This window comes from Kitasatospora sp. NPDC096147 (genome assembly GCF_044763225.1).
Lineage (GTDB): Bacteria > Actinomycetota > Actinomycetes > Streptomycetales > Streptomycetaceae > Kitasatospora.
Map to the genome: position 1 here is coordinate 528,280 of NZ_JBIWFX010000005.1, position 20,417 is coordinate 548,696.

Consider the following 20,417-nt stretch of genomic DNA (forward strand, 5'->3'; position numbering starts at 1 on the left):
TACGAAGGGCGAGACACTTCAAGATCACGGGGGAGGCCGCGGTGGGGACTTCGGTGGAGACGGCGGCGCAGCGACCGCCGGACGACTGGACGGCCGTGGAGCGGGGGCTCTGGGAGGCCTTCCGGCGCGGCGAGCTCTACGACCTCCGCACCTGGCGGGACGACGGCGTGGACGAGGTGACCGGCCCGCACGAGTGGCCCCCGAACCGGCACGTCCGGGCCGAGGTGCTGGCCACCCTGCTGCTGGACGGCCCGCCCGCCGCCTCCGGCCGGGTCGCCTCGATCAAGCTCAGCGGCGCCTACGTCACCGGCGCGCTGCAGCTGGCCGGCGGCCGGATCGACCACTACGTCGAGCTGCGCGACTGCCGCTTCGAGAAGAAGGTGCTGATCTCCGAGGCACAGGCGAGCACACTCCGTCTGATCCGCTGCCTGATACCCCGGCTGGAGGGCTCCCGGCTGGCCACCGAGGGCGACCTGCACCTCGCCCGCAGCATCTTCCCGCAGGGCATCCGGCTCACCGACGCCAAGATCGGCACCGACCTGCTGCTCAATCAGACCGTCATCGGGGACGACCGGTTCGGCCGGGCGCTGGCCGCCGACGGGCTCTCCGTCCAGCAGGACTGCGAGGTGGAGCGGGCCTTCGTGCACGGCGAGGTCTCCATGCGCACCGCCCGGGTCGGCGGCCGGCTCTCCTTCCGGGGCGCGCAGATCCGCGCCACCCCCGGCCGCTACTGCCTCAACCTGGCCCACGTCTCGGTCGGCAACACCATGTACCTCGGCGGCTCGCTGGACGGCGGCTGGGTCGACTCCCAGGCCATCTACGGCGACGGCTACGGCGCCCCCGTCCCGCTCGACTCCCCCTCGACCCCGCTGCGCTGCTTCGGCGGGGTCCGGCTGGTGGACGGCCGGTTCGAGAACGCGCTGCTGATCACCCACGCCGAGTTCCACCTGGCGGAGGGCGAGGAGCTCTCGCTCCGCCGGGTCCAGACCCCCGAACTCCGCTTCACCTGCCACACCCCGCCCACCGGCAAGGTCTCGCTCTCCCGGGCCCGGATCGGCAATCTGGTCGACAACCCCGCCAGCTGGCCGCTGGACGGCCACGTCGGCCTGAACGGCTTCACCTACGAATCCCTGCGCCCCGACCGGCCGTTCAGCGTCGAGCAGCGGATCGCCTGGCTGGAGGGCGCCCTCGGCGAGTACCAGCCCGAGCCCTACGAGCAGCTCGCGGCAGCACTGCGGCGCGACGGGCGCGACGAGGACGCCCGCGAGGTGCTCTACGCCAAGCACCGCCGCCGCCGCTCCACCCTGCCCTTCCTCAGCCGCCTCTGGGGCCGCCTCCAGGACGCCACCGTCGGCTACGGCTACCGCCCCGGCCGCGCCGCCCTCTGGCTCGCCCTCGCCTGGGCGGTCGGCGCCGTCTGGTTCGCCACCCACGAGCCGGCCCCGCTCAAAGCCGACGAGCGCGCCACCTGGAATCCGTACCTCTACTCCCTCTCCAAGGTGATCCCGCTCATCAACCTCGCCCCGGACACCTGGAACCCGGACCGCACCGGCCAGTTCGTCGCCGCCGCGCTGGTGCTCTCCGGCTGGGTGCTGGCCACCACCGTGGTGGCCGGCGCGACCCGGATGCTCCAGCGCGGCTGACGGTGCGTCCGGCCCCTGACGGGTAATCGGGACGGCGGCGGGCGCGGCTGAACTACGCTGTGCGCCGTGACCGAACGCCTGCCGATCTTCCCGCTCAACACGGTGCTGTACCCCGGGTTGGTGCTGCCGCTGCACGTCTTCGAGGAGCGGTACCGGCGGCTGGTGGCCGATCTGGTGGCGCGGCCCGAGGAGGAACCGCGGCGGTTCGGGGTGCTGGCGATCAAGGACGGGCGCGAGGTCGCGCCGGTCCGCGAGGCCGACGGGCCGGCCGGGCCGCTGGACGGGCTGGGGACGGTGACCGGGGATCCGCTGGAGGCGCTGCACCACATCGGGTGCGTGGCCGACGTGGCCTCGGTGCAGGAGCAGCCGGACGGGCAGTACGAGCTGCTGGTGACCGGCACCACGCGGTTCCGGCTGCGCTCGGTGGATGTGACGGGCCCTTACCTGGTCGGCGAGATCGAGCCGATCGAGGAGAGGACGGGCGACGGCGCCGGGGCGCTGGCCTCCGGAGTGGAGCGGGCCTTCCGCGCGTACCAGCAGAAGCTGGCGGGCGCGAAGGAGGTCAGCCTGACCGGGCAGTCCGAGCTGCCGAACGATCCGCAGGTGCTCTCCTACCTGGTGGCGGCGGCGGCCGTGCTGCCGACCCCGGTGAAGCAGGAGCTGCTGGCCTGCCCGGACACCGAGGAGCGGCTGACCAAGGAGCTCCAGCTGCTGCGGCACGAGACGGCGGTGCTGTCCTGGCTGCCCTCGGTGCCCGGGGTGGACCTGACCCGGCAGAGCTTCAGCCCGAACTGACGCGGAAGCAGCGCGCGGAACAGAACGGAACGGAAGGGCGGGCTGTGGCCAAGAAGAAGCAGAGCGGTGGTGGCGGCACTCCGGCGACGGTGGCGCTGGAGGCGGCGGGGGTGGCCTTCACCGTGCACGCGTACCAGCACGATCCGGCGGCGGCCTCGTACGGCGGGGAGGCGGCGGAGCTGCTGGGCATCGCGGCCGGGCGGGTGTTCAAGACCCTGGTGGCCGAGGTGGACGGGAAGCTGACGGTCGGGGTGGTGCCGGTCTCCGGTCAGCTCGACCTCAAGGCACTGGCCGGAGCGGTCGGCGGCAAGCGGGCGGCGATGGCCGACCCGGCGGCGGCCGAGCGGAGCAGCGGCTACGTCCTGGGCGGGATCTCCCCGCTCGGCCAGCGCAAGGCGCTGCCCACGGTGGTGGACGCCAGCGCCCTGGAGCACCCGACGGTCTACGTCTCGGGCGGCCGCCGCGGCCTGGAGGTCGAACTGGCCCCGGCCGACCTGGTCGCCCTGACCCGCGCCGAGGTCGCCCGGATCGGCCGCTGAGCCCGTCCTGCGCGGACGGCGGAGCCACGGTCGGCGCGGGCCGCTCTCGGCGACGCGGTCGACGACCCGAACCGCTGAGGGTGCGTCAGCCGAGTGCCGGTCAGCCCGGCCGACCAACGCGCCGCGACGGCGAAGCGCCATACGTCAGCGGCCAGCCTCCGGTCCTGCCGCCGGAGGCGGGGTGTCCGTCGGCGGGGTCGGCCGCTGCGACGCAGGCCGCTCTCGGCGACGCGGTCGACGGCCCGGGCCGCTGAGGGTACGTCAGGCGAGTGCCGGTCAGCGCGCTGCGACGGCGAAGCGCCGTACGCGGTACGTCAGCGGCCGGCCTCCGGACCTGCCGCCGGAGGCGGGGTATCCGTCGGCGGGGTCGACGGCTGCGGCGCGGCCCACGGGTCGGCGGGCGGCTGACCACCGGGCTGCGACGGCGGAGCGCCCTGCGGGTACGGCTGCGGGTACGGCTGGGGCTGGGCCCCGGGCTGGGCGCCGGGGTCCTGCGGGTACGGCTGCGGCTGGCCCCACTGCGGCTGCGGAGCGCCCTGCCCGGCTCCGGGCAGCGGCCAGTTCGGGCCGGGCCAGCCCTGGCCGGCCCAGTACGGGGACGGGTCGGGCTCGCGCTTGCCGAAGGCGGCGGAGAGGGCGAGCAGGACGACCATCGCGGCCATCGGCCAGACCAGCAGGGCGCCGTGCGCGCCGAGCTCCAGGGCGGCGCTGAAGTCCACGCCCTGCCCGGCCTTCTTGGCGTTGGCGACCACGTCCGTCGAGGGGCCGAGCCGGGTGCCGAGCTGCCAGGCGACCAGCGAACCGCCGAGGCCGCCGACCGCCAGGCCGGTGGCGACCGCGATGCCGCCGCCCCGACGGCGCGTCAGCACGAAGGCGACCAGGGCGCAGAGCGCGCCCGCGCCGAGGCCCAGCAGGGCGAAGGTGCCGTCGGCACCGGCCCGCTGCTCGCCCTCGGGATCGACGTAGCGGATCGCGTCGCTGCCGGCCACCAGCATCACCCGGGGCGCCAGCCAGAGCCAGAGCGCTCCCACCACCGCGCCGAGCACCAGACCGGCCGCCGTGGTCACCGCACCGATCTTCAGCTCCGGCCCGATCGGGCGCCGCTCCCGCGCGGGGGCGGCCGGGGCCGAGTACGGGTCGGGCTGGGCGGGGTACGGCTGGATCGGCGGCTCGGGGGCGGAATCCGCAGGGGTGTTCGGTACGGTCACCCGGCCATCGTTTCATGTCACAGCGGCGAACGGACGACCAACCCGGCGGTCGGTCGGCCACGCTCGGCCGCCCCCGACGGCCCGTCAGCGGGTGGCGGCCCGCCGGTAGGCCCAGGTGGCGACGGCCAGCGAAACCAGGCCCACCGCGCCGCACACCGTCAGGTCGCGGAGCACGGCGGCCCAGTCCGGCTCGGCCGCGAAGCTGCGGGCGAACGCCTCGACGCCGTAGGTGGAGGGCAGCAGGTCGCGCAGCAGCAGCACCGGTCCGGGCAGTTGGTCCACCGGGAGGACGCCGAGCAGCAGCGCCGCCGACATGCCGAGCTGGCCGAGCAGGGTGGCCAGCTCCTGACGGGGCGCCAGCAGGCCGCAGGCCGCGCCGAGCCCGGCCAGCGCCGCACCGGCCGGCGGGATCACCGCGAGCAGCACCCAGAGGTGCGCCATCGGCAGCGAGAACATCCAGGCCCCGACGCCCGCCGTGACCAGCGCGCCCGGCACCGTGAACGAGGCGTACGCGGCGGCGGCCCCGAGCACCACGGCGGCCGGCCGGACCGGCAGGGTGGCGTAGTGGTCCAGGCCGCCGGTGGCCCGCAGCCTGCCGAAGTACTGGGCCAGCAGGTTGAGCGCCACGAAGGCGACCACCAGCACGCTGGAGCCGGCCACCACCGAACGGGCCGACTCGACCTCCTCCGGCCCGACCACCCCGCGCATCATCAGCAGGATGCCCAGCGACTGGAAGGTGGCCACGAACAGCAGCGGGATCCGGGCCACCTTGGCCCGGGCCAGCTGCGCCCGGTAGACCGCGGCCAGCGAGGGCAGCAGCCGGGCGGCCGGGGCCAGCGGCGCCTCGGCCTCGGCGGGCTTGGCCGCCACCGTCGTCAGGGGTACGTCGAGCACGGTCACCGGGGCTGTCCTCCGGGGCGGTCGGGGCGGTGGCGGTGACGGTGGTCACGCTGGCGGGGCTCACGGGTCGTCAGGTCGGCGGCGCCCGGGCGGCGGCGGGCGCTCACCGGGCCAGCCCCTGGTGCCGGCCGCCGAGCTTGAGGTAGGCGTCCTCCAGGCTCGGAGTGGCCAGGGTGAAGTCGTCCAGGGCGGCGAAGGCGGGGCCGGTGGTGACGGCCGCCATCAGCTCGCGCGCCTCGTCGGGGCCGGTGCGGACGGTCCAGCGGCGGCCGGTGCGGACGGCCCGGGCGGCCAGCTCGGCGACGGCGGGCACCTCCATCGGGGCCTCGGTGCGCCAGACCAGGTCCAGCCGGACGTCGCCGTCCACCAGCGCCTTGAGCCCGCCGGGGGTGTCGCAGGCGATGATCCGGCCCTCGTCCACCACGGCGACCCGGTCGAGCACGGTCTCCGCCTCGATCACGTTGTGGGTCACCAGCAGCACCGTGGTGCCGCGCTCGGCCCGGCGCCGGTCCAGCGCCGCCCAGACCGCGCGGCGGGCCACCGGGTCCATCCCGCTGGTCGGTTCGTCCAGCACCAGCAGGGGCCGCTCCCCCACCAGCGCGGCGGCGAAGCAGGCCAGCCTCCGCTGACCCCCCGACAGCTTGGCCAGCGGACGGCCGGCGATCGCCTCCAGCCCGAGCTCGGCCAGCACCCCGGCACCCTCGCTCCGGGCCTCGGCCCGGCTCAGGCCGCGCAGCCGTCCGGTGGTCTCGGCGGCCAGTGCCACCGTCAGCTCGTCCAGCGCCGTGGACTCCTGGCCCAGGTACCCGAGCAGCCGGGCGGCCCGGTCGGGGTGGCGGACGATGTCGTGGCCGAGGATCTCGATCGAGCCCCGGTCCGGCCGGAGCAGCCCGGTGAGCTGGCGGACGAGGGTGGACTTGCCGGCCCCGTTCGGGCCGAGCAGCCCGAACACCTCGCCGCGCCGGACGTCCAACGAGATCCCGTCGTTGGCCCGGATCTCGCCCGCCTTGCTGCGGTAGCTCTTGGCAAGGTCTCGTACGGTGCAGCACTGCCCGGCCGACTGGCCGGGACCGCCGAGTGCGCCTTGCGGCGTGGGCCGTGGTGCCCGCCGGTCGGTGTCGCTCACGGACGAAGACTCTACGCGCTGCCCCGGACCAACCGGACAAGGGGGCCGATACGACACCGCCGGGTCGGCTGAGCTGCCCCCGCCGCCCGCCTCCCCGACCGCCGGCACCGGCCTGCCGAGGAGCGGTCCCGGCAGGTCACACCGGGTCCCGGAGCGCCCCGGCGGAGGGCGGCTGACCGGGCGTCACTCCCGCGCGACGGCCAGGCCCGGGCCCGGTACCGGCTCCGCCGGGGCCGGGGGCTGGGTGGGGCGGGGGACGGTCTCGGCGAAGGCGTCCCAGAAACCGGCCCGGATGGCGTAGCGGTGCTCCTCGTCGATCTGGTCGTCGTGGGCGGCCAGCAAGCCGAACCGGGCGGCGTAGCGGAGCAGCTCGGCGTCCAGGCGGTGCGGGATGCGCGGGTGGTCGGACCACAGGCGGGTGAGCGGGGTGTCGGGGCGGAGCCGGGCGAGCCAGCGGCCGGCGAAGCGGTGGCCGACCTGCCGGGCGTCGGCGGGGGCCCGGGTGGAGTCCTCCTCGCGGTCGGCCCAGCGCTGCTCGGGGCCGGTGAGTTCGGCCAGGGTGGGCGGGCCGGCGGGGACGGGGGCGACCCGGTCGGAGGACCAGCGGAGCACCAGGGCGGGCGGCACGCCGGGGGCCGGGCGCCCGGCCAGGTCGCGCGGGGTCGGGACGACCCGCAGCCCGGCCGGAGCGGGCAGTGCGGCGGCGGGCTCGGCGGGCCCGGTGGGCCCGGCGGGTGACGCGGGGTCAGGAGCGGAGGCGGCGGCGGTCCCCGGGGTGGCGGCGGACGGCCGGGCGGTGGGGAGCGGCAGGGTGACCGAGGCGGCGAGCTCGCGCGGCTGGGCCCAGCGCTCGACGAAGGCCCGGTCCAGCACCCGGCGTTCGTCGGCCTCGGCGACCAGGTCCTCGGACTGGTTGAAGTCGTGGTCCACCGGCTGCACCGCCCACAGGTGCACCACCACGCCGTGCTCCTTGGCGCAGACCATGCCGGGCAGCAGGTCGCCGTCCCCGCTGAGCAGCACCAGGTCGGCACAGGCCCGGTTGTGGGCCAGCTCGGTCAGCTCGGCGTGCATGGCGGCGTCCACGCCCTTCTGCACCCAGCGCCCCTCGGCCCTGGTCAGCGCGCCGAGCCGGACGGTGACCCGGGGCAGGCTGCGCAGCCGTCGGTGCTCGGGCAGCGAGCGGCGGTCCGGGGCGGCGTCGAACCAGTAGATCCGCAGCAGCGGCAGGCCGGTCTCGGCCTCGGCCCGTTCGGCCAGCGCGGTGGCCAGCGCGGCGTGATCGACCGTCAGCCGGGCCCGGCTCGGCTCACCGGTCAGCAGGTTCGCCGTGGCACCCAGCAGGTACCCGGCGTCCACCAGGACGACGCAGCGGTCCACTCCACACCACTTCCCTCCGGAAGGCCGCCGGGCGCGGTGGATGCTGTGGGGGTCCGCTCCGGCGGCGAACCGGCGGTCGGACGCGCACCGCCGGTGGGCACTCTCTACCCTCCGATCGCGTGGCGAACCGTTCCGCCCCGGCGGGCGCCGCACCGGCCGGCCCGCCGGCCACCACATCGGCCACCACACCGACCGCCACACCGGCCGCCTCACCGGCGACCGGGCCGGTGCCGGTCATACTGGAACGATCATGCGCAAGACCCGGATCGGGCTGTACCTCGTGACCGCCCTCGCCGCAGGCGCCGTGCTGCTGGCCCCGAAGGTCGGGACGGTCGGCTCGCGCGGCGACACCACGGTGACCTCGATCAGCGTCAACGAGGGCCGCCCGCTCGTGCTCGGACCCTCCGACGGGGCCGTGGTGCCGCTGGAGCTGACGGCCCGTGACGGATCGGGGATCGCCTCGGTCGGGCCGATCGGGGTGTGGGGGCCGCGCTACGGAGTGCTCGGGGTCAGCCCGCTGGACTGCTCGGCGGCGGGCCCGGAGACCGGCTGCCGGGGCACGGTGACGGTCCGTCCGAGGGAGCGGGAGATCTTCGACGACGAGGCCGGCACCTGGTTCGTGGACCTCAAGGTGCGGGCCCGGGACGGCGACCGGTACGTGAACCAGACGGCGGCGGGCTTCTCGATCAAGCAGGCGACCCGGCTCACCCTCGCCGGAGTGCCGGGGACGGCCCCGCTCGGCGGGGAGCTGAAGGTCACCGGCCGGCTGGAGCGGGCGTCCTGGGAGGACCACGCGTACCACCCGTACCCGGACGGGCTGGCCTTCCTGCAGTTCCGCGCGGACTGGAGCCGTACCTGGGTCACGGTGGCGGAGTCCTACGCCCGGCCGGACGGCTCGGTCGCGGCCACCGTCCCGGCGGCCGAGTCCGGCGCCTTCCAGTGGTACTACCCCGGCGACCGGTGGGTCGGGGACTCGCTCTCGCCCGTGGTGCCGGTCGCCGTCGGCTGACCGGCACCACGGGCGGGGAGCTGACGGACGGTCAGCCCTGGAGCTCGGCGGCGACCAGCTCGGCGATCTGCACCGCGTTCAGCGCCGCGCCCTTGCGCAGGTTGTCGTTGGAGAGGAACAGCGCGAGGCCGTTCTCCACCGTCTCGTCCACCCGGATCCGGCCCACGTAGGACGGGTCCTTGCCGGCCGCCTGGAGCGGGGTGGGGATCTCCGAGAGCTCGACGCCCGGGGCGTCGGCGAGCAGCTCGTACGCGCGCTCCACGCTGATCGGGGCGGCGAAGCGGGCGTTCACCTGGAGCGAGTGGCCGGAGAAGACCGGGACGCGCACGCAGGTGCCGGAGACCTTGAGCTCCGGGATGCCGAGGATCTTGCGGGACTCGTGGCGGAGCTTCTGCTCCTCGTCGGTCTCGAAGGAGCCGTCGTCCACCAGGTTGCCCGCGAGCGGCACCACGTTGAAGGCGATCGGGCGCTGGTAGACGCCCGGGTTGCTGGCCTGCACGGCCTCGCCGTCGAAGGCCAGCTGGTCGGCCTGCTCGGCGATCTCGCACGCCTGGCGGTGCAGCTCGGCGACGCCGGCCAGACCGGAGCCGGAGACGGCCTGGTAGGTGGTGGCGACCAGGGCGGTCAGACCGGCCTCGTCGTGCAGCGGGCGGAGCACCGGCATGGCGGCCATGGTGGTGCAGTTCGGGTTGGCGATGATGCCCTTGGGGCGGTTCGCGATGGCGTCCGGGTTGACCTCGGAGACCACCAGCGGGACCTCGGGGTCCCGGCGCCAGGCCGAGGAGTTGTCGATCACGACGGCTCCGGCGGCGGCCACCTTGGGGGCCAGCGCCTTGGAGGTCGAGCCACCGGCGGAGAAGATCACGATGTCCAGGCCGGAGTAGTCGGCGGTCTCGGCGTCCTCGACGGTGACCTCGCCGTCCTGCCACGGCAGCGTCTTGCCGGCCGAACGGGCCGAGGCGAACAGCCGCAGCTCCGTCACCGGGAACTTCCGCTCCGCCAGAATGCCGCGAACGACTCCACCGACCTGGCCGGTGGCGCCAACGATGCCGATCCTCATCGGGATTCTCCTCCTGTGTTGTGCTCGATCAGAAGTCCGCACACTCCGCCCATCATGCCTGGTCGGACGGGTGGGGTGGGACGGCATTTCACTGGGTGGGCGCCCGCCGGGGCCGCCGGAGCGGAAATCCACCGGCCCCGGTGGGCGGGCGCACCCGAATCGCCGGTACCCGGCCGGTGGCGCTGCAAGAATCCGCCCGACCGAATCCCGGATACCTCATCAGGTCACGGCCCGTCAGGCCCCGCCCGGCTCACCGACCGGGGCGAGGCCGTGGCATCCGGACGAACGGACGGGCCCCGGCGGTCCGGCCGCCCGCCGGAGCGTGACCCGGCGAGGGCGGGCGACGACCCGTCAGGCCCTCCGTGCAGAGGCCAAGGGTGGAAGGCCGGGCGCTGACGTACCGCGTACGGTGCTTCGCCGTCGCGGCGCGTTGGTCGGCCGCTCGCCGACCCGTGGGCCGCGCCGCAGCCGCCGACCGATACCCCGCCTCCGGCGGCAGGACCGGAGACCGGCCGCGGGAGGGCTCCGCTGGACGAGAACCGGCGGGGCGGCCGGACGGCCGACGACCCGTCAGGCCGTGACCGCCGCCAGCGCGGCCAGTGCGGCGGCCACCGACTCCGGCCCGGCCGGCAGCAGCGGGAGCCGGACGTCCGGGGTGGGGATCCGGCCCTGGGCGTGCAGCACGCCCTTGATCACCGTCGGGTTGGGCTCGGCGAAGCAGGCCGCCGACAGCCGGGCCAGCCGGGCGCCGAGCTCCCGCTCACCGCTCCGCTCCGGGCCGGTGAAGTGCGCGTCCAGCTCGACGAAGCTCGCCGTGGCCAGGTGGGCCGAGGCCAGGATGCCGCCGGTGGCGCCCATCGCCAGCAGGGGCAGCAGGAACGGGTCGTCGCCGGCCAGCACCGCGAAGCCGGGCGGCAGGTCGGCGAGCAGCGCCACGGTGTCGCCGTCGATGCCGCCCGCGGCGTACTTCACCCCGGCCACGCCGGCCAGCGCGCCGATCCGGCGCAGTCCCTCGGCGTCCAGCGCCTGCCCGGTGCGGTAGGGGATGTGGTAGACGACCAGCGGCACCGGGCTGGTGGCCGCCAGCGCCTCGAAGTGCGCCAGCGCCCCGGCCGCACCGGGCCGGGTGAAGGCCGGGACGGTGACCAGCGCCGCGTCCGCCACCCCGGCCAGCTCGCCGAGCGCGGCGGCCGTGCGGCGGGTGTCGTTGCCGCCGGCCCCGACGGTGAGCACCGCCCCGTGGTCCCGGGCGGCCTTGGCGCAGACCTCGATCACGGTCTGCTTCTCCTCCTCGTCCAGGGTGGCCACCTCGGCGGTGGTGCCGAGCGCGACCAGCCCGGCCGCGCCGTCGGCCAGCGCCTGGCGGGCCAGGCCGTCGAGGGCGTCCCGGGCGAGGCTGCCGTCGGCCTCGAAGGGGGTGATCAGCGGTACGTGGATGCCGTGCAGGGCCAGGCCGTCGTGTTCCATGCCACCGAGCCTCGCCCCCGACCCTTCGTCAGGTCCAGCGATGATTTCCGAGGCTTTGCGTAAGCTCAGCCTGTGCTCGACGTCCGCCGCCTGAGGCTGCTCCGTGAACTCGCCCACCGGGGCACCATCGCCGCCGTCGCGGAGTCGCTGGCGTTCAGCGCCTCGGCGGTGTCCCAGCAGCTCTCGGTGCTGGAGCGGGAGGCGGGCGTGCCACTGCTGGAGCGCACCGGCCGGCGGGTGGCGCTCACCCCGGCGGGGCGGAACCTGGTGCTGCACGCCGAGGCGGTGCTGGAGCGGCTGGAGCAGGCCAGCGCCGAACTGGCCGACGCCCGGCGGGGGTTGGCGGGCCCGCTGCGGATCGGCACCTACCCCTCGGCGGCCCGGGCGATCATCCCGGGTGCGCTGGCCGCACTGGCCCGCGAGCACCCGGGGCTGTCCCCGATGGTGACCGAGGTGGATCCGGCGCTGGTCGCGGCGATGGTCCGGGCCGGGGAGCTGGACGTGGCGCTGGTGCACGAGTACGACTTCGTGCCGGCCGATCCGGAGCCGGGGCTGGCAGCCGAGCCGCTGTTCACCGAGCCGATGTACCTGGCCGCGCCCGCGCCGGGGGCGGTGGCGGACCACCGGGACAGCCACTGGATCGTCTCCCCGCACGGCACGCTCTGCCACGCCATGGTGGTCCGGGCCTGCCAGGCGTCCGGCTTCACGCCGCTGATCGCGCATCAGATCGACGACTTCGCCACCGTGCTCGCGCTGGTCGCGGTGGGCCAGGGCGTGGCGCTCGTCCCGCACCTCGGCACCACCCCCGCACCCCCCGGCGTGCACCTCACCAGGCTGCCGCTGGCCCGCCGCACCCGGACCGCCTTCCGGGCCGGCGCGGGCCGCCATCCGGCCGTCGCGGCCTTCACCTCGGCGGTCCGCGAGGCACTCCCGGAGGACCTCCGGGGACGCTCCGTGACGGACCCGCGCGGGTGACTTCGGCAGTCGGCCGACCGCGCTAGGGTGGGGTCTTCCGTCTAGCCGAGGAGCCGTCCCAAAGTGGCCGACAGCTTTGTTCACCTGCATGTCCACACCGAGTACTCGATGCTCGACGGAGCTGCGAAGAACGGGAAGCTGTTCGGCGAGGTGGCCAAGCAGGGCATGCCCGCGATCGCGATGAGCGACCACGGGAACATGTTCGGCGCGTACGAGTTCTTCCAGACCTCGAAGAAGTTCGACGGCGTCACCCCGATCATCGGCATCGAGGCGTACGTCGCCCCCGGCTCCCGCTTCGAGAAGAAGCCGGTCTTCTGGGCCCCGGGCGGCAAGCGCGAGGTGAGCGCGGACGGCGAGGGCGGCAAGGACGTCTCCGGCGGCGGCCGGTACACCCACATGACCATGTGGGCGCAGAACGCCACCGGTCTGCGGAACCTCTTCAAGCTCTCCTCGCTCGCGTCGATGGAGGGCTACTACATGAAGCCCCGGATGGACCGCGAGCTGATCGCCGCGAACGCCACCGGGATCATCGCCACCACCGGCTGCCCGTCCGGCGAGGTGCAGACCCGCCTGCGGCTCGGCCAGTACGAGGAGGCGGTCAAGGCCGCCGACGCCTACCAGCAGATCTTCGGCCGGGAGAACTACTTCCTGGAGCTGATGGACCACGACCTGTCCATCGAGCGCGACGTCCGGGACGGTCTGCTGCGCCTGGCCAAGCAGCTGGACATCCCGCTGCTGGCCACCAACGACTCGCACTACGTGACGGCCGATCAGGCCGACGCCCACGACTCGCTGCTCTGCGTGGGCGTGGGCAAGAACAAGGACGACCCGAACCGCTTCAAGTTCCAGGGCACCGGCTACTACATCAAGACCGCCGACGAGATGCAGGAGCTCTTCCGCGAGCTCCCCGACGCCTGCCGGAACACCCTGGAGATCGCCTCCCGGATCGAGCCGTACGACGAGGTCTTCAACTACGTCGACCGGATGCCGCAGTTCGACGTGCCGGAGGGCGAGACCCAGGCCTCGTACCTGCGCAAGAAGATCGCCGAGGGCGTGCAGCACCGGTACGGGGACAGCCCCAGCCAGGAGGTGCTGGACCGGATCGAGCTGGAGATGGGCGTCATCTCCCCGATGGGCTTCGACGCGTACTTCCTCGTGGTCGCCGACATCTGCCAGTACGGCCGGGACAACGGGATCTCGGTCGGCCCCGGCCGTGGCTCGGCGGCCGGCTCGATGGTGGCCTACCTCACCGGCATCACCCAGCTCGATCCGCTGGAGCACGACCTCCTCTTCGAGCGCTTCCTGAACCCCGAGCGCATCAACCCCCCGGACGTCGACATCGACTTCGACGACCGCCAGCGCGACCAGATGGTGCGCTACGTCACCGACAAGTACGGCGAGGCGTACACCGCCCAGGTGAACACCTTCGGCACCATCAAGGCGAAGGCGGCCGTGAAGGACGCCAACCGCATCCTGGGCTACCCGTTCGCGATGGGCGACCGGATCACCAAGGCGATGCCGCCGGACGTGATGGGCAAGGGCGTCCCGCTCGCCGACCTGTTCAACGAGAAGCACCCTCGCTACAACGAGGGCACCGAGATCCGGAACATGTACGGCAACGAGCCGGACGTGAAGAAGATCATCGACACCGGCCTGGGCATCGAGGGCCTGATCCGCGGCACCGGCGTGCACGCCGCGGCGGTCATCCTCTCCTCCACGCCGCTGCTGGAACTGATCCCGCTGCACAAGCGGGACAAGGACGGCGTGATCATCACCGGCTTCGACTACCCGTCGTGCGAAGCCATGGGCCTGATCAAGATGGACTTCCTGGGTCTGCGGAACCTGGGCATCATCGACCACTGCCTCAAGATCATCAAGTCCAACCGGGGCATGGACGTCGACATCGAGAAGATCCCGATCGACGACCCGACCACCTACCAGATGCTGGCCCGGGGCGACACGCTCGGCGTCTTCCAGCTCGACGGTGGCCCCATGCGCGCCCTGCTGCGGCTGATGAAGCCCACCGAGTTCGCCGACATCTCCGCCGTCTCGGCGCTGTACCGGCCCGGCCCGATGGGCATGAACTCGCACACCAACTACGCGCTCCGCAAGAACGCCCAGCAGGAGATCCTGCCGATCCACCCCGAGCTGGAGGAGCCGCTCAAGGAGGTGCTCGGCCCCACCTACGGCCTGATCGTCTATCAGGAGCAGGTGCAGCGAGCCGCCCAGGTGCTGGCCGGCTACAGCCTCGGACAGGCCGACCTGCTCCGCCGCGCGATGGGCAAGAAGAAGAAGGAGGTCCTGGAGAAGGAGTTCGTCCCCTTCCACGCGGGCTGCAAGGAGCGCGGCTACTCGGACGAGGCGATCCAGGCGGTCTGGGACGTGCTGGTCCCGTTCGCCGGCTACGCGTTCAACAAATCGCACTCCGCCGCGTACGGCCTGGTCTCCTACCAGACGGCCTACCTGAAGGCGAACTACCCCGCCGAGTACATGGCCGCCCTGCTCACCTCGGTCGCGGACGACAAGGACAAGATGGCCGTCTACCTGGCCGAGTGCCGGGCGATGGGCATCAAGATCCTCTCCCCGGACGTCAACGAGTCGGTGGTCGACTTCACCGCCGTCGGCACCGACGTCCGCTTCGGCCTCAAGGCCGTCCGCAACGTCGGCGTCCCGGTCATCGAATCCCTCGTCAACACCCGCAAGGAGAAGGGCAAGTACGCCTCCTTCGCGGACTTCCTGGACAAGGTCGAGCTGGTGGTGTGCAACAAGCGCACCGTCGACTCGCTGATCAAGGCCGGCGGCTTCGACTCCCTCGGACACACCCGGCTCTCGCTCAACTCGGTGCACGAGAACGCGATCGACGCCGTCACCGGGGTCAAGAAGCAGCAGGCGATCGGCCAGGACGACCTGTTCGGCGCGATGGACACCGGCGAGGACATCCCGACCATCGGGCTGGACTTCGAGCTCACCGAGAAGGAGTGGCCGCGCAAGCAACTCCTCTCGCTGGAGCGGGAGATGCTCGGCCTCTACGTCTCCAGCCACCCGCTGGACGGCGCCGAGCACATCCTGGCCCGCAACCGCGACGTCTCGATCGCCGAGCTGCTCGGCTCCGGCCGCTCCGAGGGCGAGGTCCGGCTGGCCGGGCTGATCACCGCCGTCGACCGCCGGATCAACAAGGCGGGCAACGCCTGGGCGATCATCACGCTGGCCGACCGCGACGGCTCGGTCGAGGTCCTGTTCTTCCCGGCCTCCTACAACCTGATGTCGGAGCAGATGGTCGAGGACAACGTGATCTCGATCCGCGGCCGACTGAACGAGCGGGACGGCGCGCTCAGCGTCTTCGGCCAGGAGATCACCACCCTGGACGTCTCCTCCGCCGAGCACGGCGGCAAGCCGCCGATCCTGATCACCGTCCAGTCCAACCGGGTCAACCCCGAGATGGTCTCCGAGTTCAAGAGCGCCCTGCGCGCCCACCCCGGCGACGTCCCGGTCCGGCTGCTGACCACCTCGCGGGAGAAGAACACGCTCTTCGAGCTCGGCTTCCTGGTCAACCCCGACAACGGCGCCTTCGCCTCCGAGGTGAAGACCCTGCTCGGCCCCTCCGCCTGGAGCAACGCGCTGTAGCGGCGCGGAAGGACGACGCCAGGCCCGTTCCCGCGGTCGCGGGAGCGGGCCTGGCGTCTTCTCCCGATCGGTTCGGCTACGGGCCTTTCACCCGTTTGATTCCCGTTGACAGATCGTCAAGCGGAGGCAAAGGTCGTGGTCACACCGACCACCCCCCAGCACAGGAGACCTGTGACGATCCGCCCTGCCCGCAGTTGGGCCGCCGGCGCCGCCGCGCTCGGCACCCTGGTCAGCTCGCTCTCGCTCGCCCAGCTCGCCACCGCCGACGGCGCGGCTGCGGCCCGGAACCTGCCACCCCGTCAGAGCGCGGCCGACGCACTGACCATGACGCCCGGTGGGGCCTGCTCGGCCACCCCGGCCGACGTGAACCGACCGCCCCGGCTGACCGCGACCGCCACCGATCCGAACGGTGACGCCCTCGGGGTGCAGTTCGCCGTCTCCTGGAACGACGGGACGGGTGCGGCCCGCCGGTGGTACTCGACCGGGGCCGAGGCCACCGTCCCGACCGCCTTCCGGCCCTCCGGCTCCTCCTTCTCCACGGACGTGCCGGAGCTGCCCGCCCCGGCGGCCGGGAGCTACGGCTGGACCGTCCGGGCCTGGGACGGCCGGGCCTGGGGCCCGTGGTCCGCGCGCGGCGCCGCCACCCCCTGCCGCTACCGGCTCGACACCACCGCACCGCAGGCCCCGCAGGTCAGCTCCGCCACCCACGTGGTCTCGGCCGACCCGGCGGCGTCCCTGCCCTGGGCCGACGGCGTGGGCCGGTACGCCTCGCTGACCCTGCACTCCCCCGCCTCCGACGCGGTCCGCTACGAGTACACCCTGCCGGGTGCGGCCCCGGTCCGGGTGTCCGCCACCGCACCCGGGGCGCCGGTCACCGTCCGGGTACGGGCCGAGCGCAGCGGCCCCCAGTCCGTCGAGGTGCAGGCGTTCGACGCGGCGGGCAACGGCTCGCCCCGGGTGACCTACCGCTTCCACGTGCTGGACGGGGAGGGCCCGCGCGCGCTCTGGTCCCTGGACGGCCCGGAGGCCACCGCCGAGGGCGGCTCCTTCCCGGCCGTGCTGGAGGGCGGCGCCGCCCTCGGCGGGCCCGGCCACCGGGGCGGAGCACTGAGCCTGGACGGCACCGGCCGGGCCAGCACCGCGCGCGCCGTGCTCGACACCACCCGCAGCTTCAGCGTCTCGGCCTGGCTGCGCTCCGACGGCGGTGCGGGCGCCGGTGCCCGCACCGCCGTCAGCCAGAGCGGCCACCAGGGTCAGGCTTTCGCCCTCGGCACCGAGGAGCAGGGCGGTGTCCGGCACTGGACCCTGCGGGCCACCACGGCCGACGGCCGGACCGTCCGGCTCTCCTCCCCGGCCGCGGCCGAGGACGGACGGTGGACCCGGGTCGCCGGGGTGTACGACCGGCCGAGCGGCGTGCTGCGCCTGTACGTGGACGGCGCCCAGGCCGGCTCGGTGCTGCTCGGCACCGGCCCGGCCGACGAGGTCCGCGCGGCGAACGGCGCACTCGACCTCGGCCAGGCCCGGACGGCCGGCGGCTGGGGCGAGCCGTGGACCGGAGCGGTGGACGAGGTCCGGCTCTGGGACCGCCCGCTGACCACGGCCGAGGCCACCGGCCCGGCCACGGACGGCCTGCCCGCCGGCGGGCTCGGGGCCAAGGCGGTCTGGGAGCTGGACGAACCGGCCGGCCGGAGCGAGGTCACCGGCACCGCCCAGGCCTCCGCCCTCACCCTGCACGGCGGCGCGGCCCTGACCGCCACCGGAATCGCCGGGCAGGCGCTGGCCCTGGACGGCGTCGACGACCTGGCCCGGACGGACCGTCAGCAGCTGGACGGGGAGCGGGACTTCTCGGTCTCGGCCTGGGTCAGGCTGTCCCGGCCCACCGCCGGGGACACCGCCGACCGCACGGTGCTGGCCCAGACCGGCGGCACCACCAGCCAGTTCGCGCTGTACTGGTCCGGCGCGGACCAGCGCTGGGTCTTCGGCCGGCGCACCCTCGACGCCGCCACCGCCACCGAGCTGCGGGCCGCCCAGGGCGCGCCCGGCACCGGCGCGGTGGGCGAGTGGACCCAGCTGACCGCGGTCTCCGACCGCACGGCGGGCAGGCTGCGCCTGTACGTGAACGGCGAGCCGGCCGGCGAGGCCGACCAGTCCGCCGCCCCGGCCTGGGCCACGGCCGGAGCGCTCCAGCTCGGCGCCGGCCTCCGGGCCGGCACCGCCACCGACTTCCTGGCCGGCGATCTGGACGCCGTCCGGCTCTGGGACCGGGTGGTGACCTCGACCGAGGCCCGTGAACTGGCCGTCCGCAAGCCGCAGGTGACGGGCCGGTGGAGGCTGGACGGCACCACCGGCACCACCACCCCCGGCGAGGGCCCGGCGGGCACCGCGCTGACCCTGACCGGCGGTGCCGCCGTCGAGCCGGGGGCCGGCCTGCGGATGGACGGCGCGCTGCTGCTGGACGGCACCGGTGCCGCGAGTTCCGGGCCGGGCACGCCGATCCGGACCGACCGCAGCTTCACGGTCTCGGCCTGGGCCCAGCCCGCCGACCTGTCCCGGGACGCCACCGTGCTCTCCCTGCCGGGCACCACCGGCAGCGCGCTGACGCTCCGCTGGCGGGCCGCCGCCGACGGGCACCCGAGCCGCTGGGAGGCCGAGGTGCGCTCCACCGACACCGCCGGCGGTCAGGTCAGCACCGCTGCCCTGGCCTCCTCGGGCGGCGCCTGGGACGGCTGGAGCAATCTGACCGTGGCGTACGACGCGGCGGCGGGGCAGCTGCACCTGTACGTCGACGGCTCGGCGGAGGCCGCCACGGCAGCCGTGCCCGCCGCGCCGTTCCGTGCCGAGGGCGGTCTGGAGGTCGGCCGCACCCTGACCGACGGCGCCCACGCGGAGTGGTTCACCGGCGCGATCGACGATGTCTGGGCGGTCCAGGGGCTGCTGACGGAGCAGCAGCGGATCCGGCTGGCCGACTTCAACTCGGCCCCCGGGACCGGCGAGCTCTGAGTCGGCCGTCGAGGCCCCGGTCGGTCAGCCGGACACCGGCAGGCCGGCCGGGGCCTTGACGCGCTTCATGATGATCTGCGAGTTCACCTCGGTGACGCCGACCAGGGTGGTGAGCTTCTCGATCCACAGGCGCTCGTAGGCCTTCAGGTCCGCGACCGCGATCCGCAGCAGGCAGCCCGGGCTGCCGAACAGGCGGTACGCCTCGATCACGTCGGGGATGTCCTGGAGGGCGGCCTCGAAGGCCTCGACCGCCTCGCGCTCGCGGCGCACCTCGACCGAGACCAGCACCTCGAAGCCCCGGCCCACCGCCTCCGGGTTGACCACCGCCCGGTAGCCCTCGATCACCCCGTCCTCCTCCAGCTGGCGGACCCGGCGGAGGCAGGGCGAGGGGGTGAGGCCGACCCGCTGGGCCAGCTCCTGGTTGCTGAGGCGGCCGTCGCGCTGGAGCTCGCGCAAGATGTCACGGTCGATGCGGTCCATGGCGCAATGCTATGCCCTCGAATGCGTCAGCTCGGGCAAGAAGTCGCGATCGGATTGCGCACCGGATCGCCTATTCTTGCGATGAGCGTTCCGCCACAGCGGAGACCGACACGGCAGCCCGGCCCAGGCAAACAGCCAGGGGCCGGGCTGCTCCCCTTTCCGGCCGGCACCCCTCCGGCCCGCACCGCCACAGGAGGCAGCCATGACACGGATCGTCGTGATCAGCACCGGCGGCACCATCGCCAGCCGCTGGCAGGGCTCGGGGTACGCGGCGGACGCCCACGGCCAGGAGGTGCTGGACACCGCGGCCGTCCCGGAGGGCGTCGAGCTGGAGGTCGTCGACCTGTTCAGCGTGAACAGCCCCCGGCTGACCACCCATCACCAGCTCACCCTGCTGCGCACCGTGCACGAGGTGCTGGCCGACCCCGGCGTGGACGGCATCGTGGTGACCCACGGCACCGACACCCTGGAGGAGTCGGCCTTCCTGCTGGACCTGCACCACGACGACCCGCGCCCGGTGGTGTTCACCGGGGCGCAGCTGCCGATGGGCACCGCCGAGGGCGACGGGCCGGGGAACCTCTACGACGCGCTGCTGACCGCCGCCACCGTCCGCGGCCTGGGCGTGCTGGTGGTCTTCGACGGCAAGGTGCACGCCGCCCGGGGCACCGTGAAGGTGCAGACCCTGGCGCCGGACGCGTTCGCCGACCCGTCCGGCCACCGGGTCGGGGACGTCGGCTTCGGCAGCGCGGTGATCCTCCGTCAGCCCCTGCGCCCCGCGCCGCTGGCGGTGCCGGAGCTGCCCGGCTCCGCGCCCCGGGTCGATCTGGTGATGCACCACTCGGACGCCGACCCCGTGCTGTTCCGGGCCGCGCTGGCGGCCGGGGCGAGCGGCGTGGTGCTGGTCGCCACCGGCGCGGGCAACGCCACCCCCGAGTTCGTCGAGGCGGTCGCCGAGGCCACCGCCGCCGGCGTGCTGGTGGCGCTCACCACCCGGGTGGAGTCCGGCCCGGTGGCCCAGATCTACACCCACGGCGGCGCGGTCGACCTGGTCGCGGCCGGTGCGGTGCCGACCGGCACCCTGCGGGCCGGTCAGGCCCGGATCGCGGTGCTCTCGGCGCTGCTCGCCGGAGCCGGCCCAGTGGAGCGCACCGCTCTGCTGCGCCGCGTGCTGGCCGCCGAGACCCCGGTGCTCGCGGCGGCCTGAGCCGGCCTCG

General features: G+C 74.3%; 15 protein-coding genes. 8 read left to right on the plus strand and 7 right to left on the minus strand.

Annotation, left to right across the window (positions count from 1 at the left end):
- The first annotated feature begins 41 nt into the window (after positions 1–41).
- The 3 genes from ACIRBX_RS19990 (at position 42) to ybaK (ending at position 2,977) form a co-directional block, all read left to right on the plus strand.
- Positions 42–1,643: an oxidoreductase gene (locus tag ACIRBX_RS19990; protein WP_402298355.1), complete on the plus strand. Its 1,602-nt coding sequence runs from the start codon at positions 42–44 to the stop codon at positions 1,641–1,643.
- Between the two features lie 66 nt (positions 1,644–1,709).
- Entirely contained in the window at positions 1,710–2,438 is a 729-nt protein-coding gene (locus ACIRBX_RS19995; RefSeq protein WP_402298356.1) for an LON peptidase substrate-binding domain-containing protein, read from the plus strand.
- A 44-nt stretch (positions 2,439–2,482) separates the two neighbouring features.
- Positions 2,483–2,977, plus strand: coding sequence for a Cys-tRNA(Pro) deacylase (gene ybaK, locus ACIRBX_RS20000; protein ID WP_402298357.1), 495 nt, complete (start codon positions 2,483–2,485; stop codon positions 2,975–2,977).
- Between the two features lie 314 nt (positions 2,978–3,291).
- Here ybaK and ACIRBX_RS20005 read toward each other — a convergent pair whose 3' ends face one another.
- From ACIRBX_RS20005 to ACIRBX_RS20020, 4 genes are all read right to left on the minus strand, one after another.
- Complete coding sequence (locus tag ACIRBX_RS20005; protein WP_402298358.1) at positions 3,292–4,185, minus strand: hypothetical protein; 894 nt, start codon at positions 4,183–4,185, stop codon at positions 3,292–3,294.
- An 84-nt stretch (positions 4,186–4,269) separates the two neighbouring features.
- Positions 4,270–5,085, minus strand: coding sequence for an ABC transporter permease (locus ACIRBX_RS20010; RefSeq protein WP_402298359.1), 816 nt, complete (start codon positions 5,083–5,085; stop codon positions 4,270–4,272).
- A 103-nt stretch (positions 5,086–5,188) separates the two neighbouring features.
- The gene (locus ACIRBX_RS20015; RefSeq protein WP_402298431.1) at positions 5,189–6,082 is read right to left on the minus strand and encodes an ABC transporter ATP-binding protein; all 894 of its coding nucleotides are present in this window, start codon (positions 6,080–6,082) and stop codon (positions 5,189–5,191) included.
- A 312-nt stretch (positions 6,083–6,394) separates the two neighbouring features.
- The gene (locus ACIRBX_RS20020) at positions 6,395–7,588 is read right to left on the minus strand and encodes an NYN domain-containing protein (RefSeq protein ID WP_402298360.1); all 1,194 of its coding nucleotides are present in this window, start codon (positions 7,586–7,588) and stop codon (positions 6,395–6,397) included.
- Positions 7,589–7,838: 250 nt separating this feature from the next.
- Here ACIRBX_RS20020 and ACIRBX_RS20025 point away from each other — a divergent pair, with 250 nt between their 5' ends.
- Positions 7,839–8,597, plus strand: coding sequence for a hypothetical protein (locus tag ACIRBX_RS20025; RefSeq protein WP_402298361.1), 759 nt, complete (start codon positions 7,839–7,841; stop codon positions 8,595–8,597).
- Positions 8,598–8,628: 31 nt separating this feature from the next.
- On the opposite strand, the gene ACIRBX_RS20030 is transcribed toward ACIRBX_RS20025, so the two are convergent.
- Together ACIRBX_RS20030 and ACIRBX_RS20035 are read right to left on the minus strand one after the other, a co-directional pair.
- The gene (locus ACIRBX_RS20030) at positions 8,629–9,657 is read right to left on the minus strand and encodes an aspartate-semialdehyde dehydrogenase (protein WP_402298362.1); all 1,029 of its coding nucleotides are present in this window, start codon (positions 9,655–9,657) and stop codon (positions 8,629–8,631) included.
- A 570-nt stretch (positions 9,658–10,227) separates the two neighbouring features.
- Positions 10,228–11,124: a dihydrodipicolinate synthase family protein gene (locus ACIRBX_RS20035; RefSeq protein ID WP_402298363.1), complete on the minus strand. Its 897-nt coding sequence runs from the start codon at positions 11,122–11,124 to the stop codon at positions 10,228–10,230.
- Between the two features lie 72 nt (positions 11,125–11,196).
- Between ACIRBX_RS20035 and ACIRBX_RS20040 the strand changes: the two genes are divergently transcribed.
- The 3 genes from ACIRBX_RS20040 to ACIRBX_RS20050 all read left to right on the plus strand — a co-directional run bounded on the left by ACIRBX_RS20040 (position 11,197) and on the right by ACIRBX_RS20050 (position 18,723).
- A complete protein-coding gene (locus ACIRBX_RS20040; protein WP_402298364.1) occupies positions 11,197–12,099 on the plus strand; it encodes a LysR family transcriptional regulator in 903 nt (300 codons plus the stop codon).
- A 63-nt stretch (positions 12,100–12,162) separates the two neighbouring features.
- Entirely contained in the window at positions 12,163–15,723 is a 3,561-nt protein-coding gene (gene dnaE / locus ACIRBX_RS20045) for a DNA polymerase III subunit alpha (RefSeq protein WP_402298365.1), read from the plus strand.
- Between the two features lie 171 nt (positions 15,724–15,894).
- Positions 15,895–18,723 carry a LamG-like jellyroll fold domain-containing protein gene (locus ACIRBX_RS20050; protein WP_402298366.1) on the plus strand — a complete coding sequence of 943 codons (2,829 nt, stop codon included), beginning with the start codon at positions 15,895–15,897 and terminating at the stop codon, positions 18,721–18,723.
- Positions 18,724–18,747: 24 nt separating this feature from the next.
- On the opposite strand, the gene ACIRBX_RS20055 is transcribed toward ACIRBX_RS20050, so the two are convergent.
- Entirely contained in the window at positions 18,748–19,203 is a 456-nt protein-coding gene (locus tag ACIRBX_RS20055) for an Lrp/AsnC family transcriptional regulator (protein ID WP_402298367.1), read from the minus strand.
- Positions 19,204–19,405: 202 nt separating this feature from the next.
- Here ACIRBX_RS20055 and ACIRBX_RS20060 point away from each other — a divergent pair, with 202 nt between their 5' ends.
- Positions 19,406–20,407 carry an asparaginase gene (locus ACIRBX_RS20060; protein WP_402298368.1) on the plus strand — a complete coding sequence of 334 codons (1,002 nt, stop codon included), beginning with the start codon at positions 19,406–19,408 and terminating at the stop codon, positions 20,405–20,407.
- Positions 20,408–20,417: the final 10 nt, after the last annotated feature.

What these genes read in the sequence shown, in the direction of transcription:
- ACIRBX_RS20035 (WP_402298363.1), bottom strand. Translation starts at nt 11,124, where the DNA reads ATGGAACACGACGGCCTGGCCCTGCACGGCATCCACGTACCGCTGATC.
- ACIRBX_RS20025 (WP_402298361.1), top strand. Translation starts at nt 7,839, where the DNA reads ATGCGCAAGACCCGGATCGGGCTGTACCTCGTGACCGCCCTCGCCGCA.
- ACIRBX_RS20055 (WP_402298367.1), bottom strand. Translation starts at nt 19,203, where the DNA reads ATGGACCGCATCGACCGTGACATCTTGCGCGAGCTCCAGCGCGACGGC.
- ACIRBX_RS20030 (WP_402298362.1), bottom strand. Translation starts at nt 9,657, where the DNA reads ATGAGGATCGGCATCGTTGGCGCCACCGGCCAGGTCGGTGGAGTCGTT.
- ACIRBX_RS20060 (WP_402298368.1), top strand. Translation starts at nt 19,406, where the DNA reads ATGACACGGATCGTCGTGATCAGCACCGGCGGCACCATCGCCAGCCGC.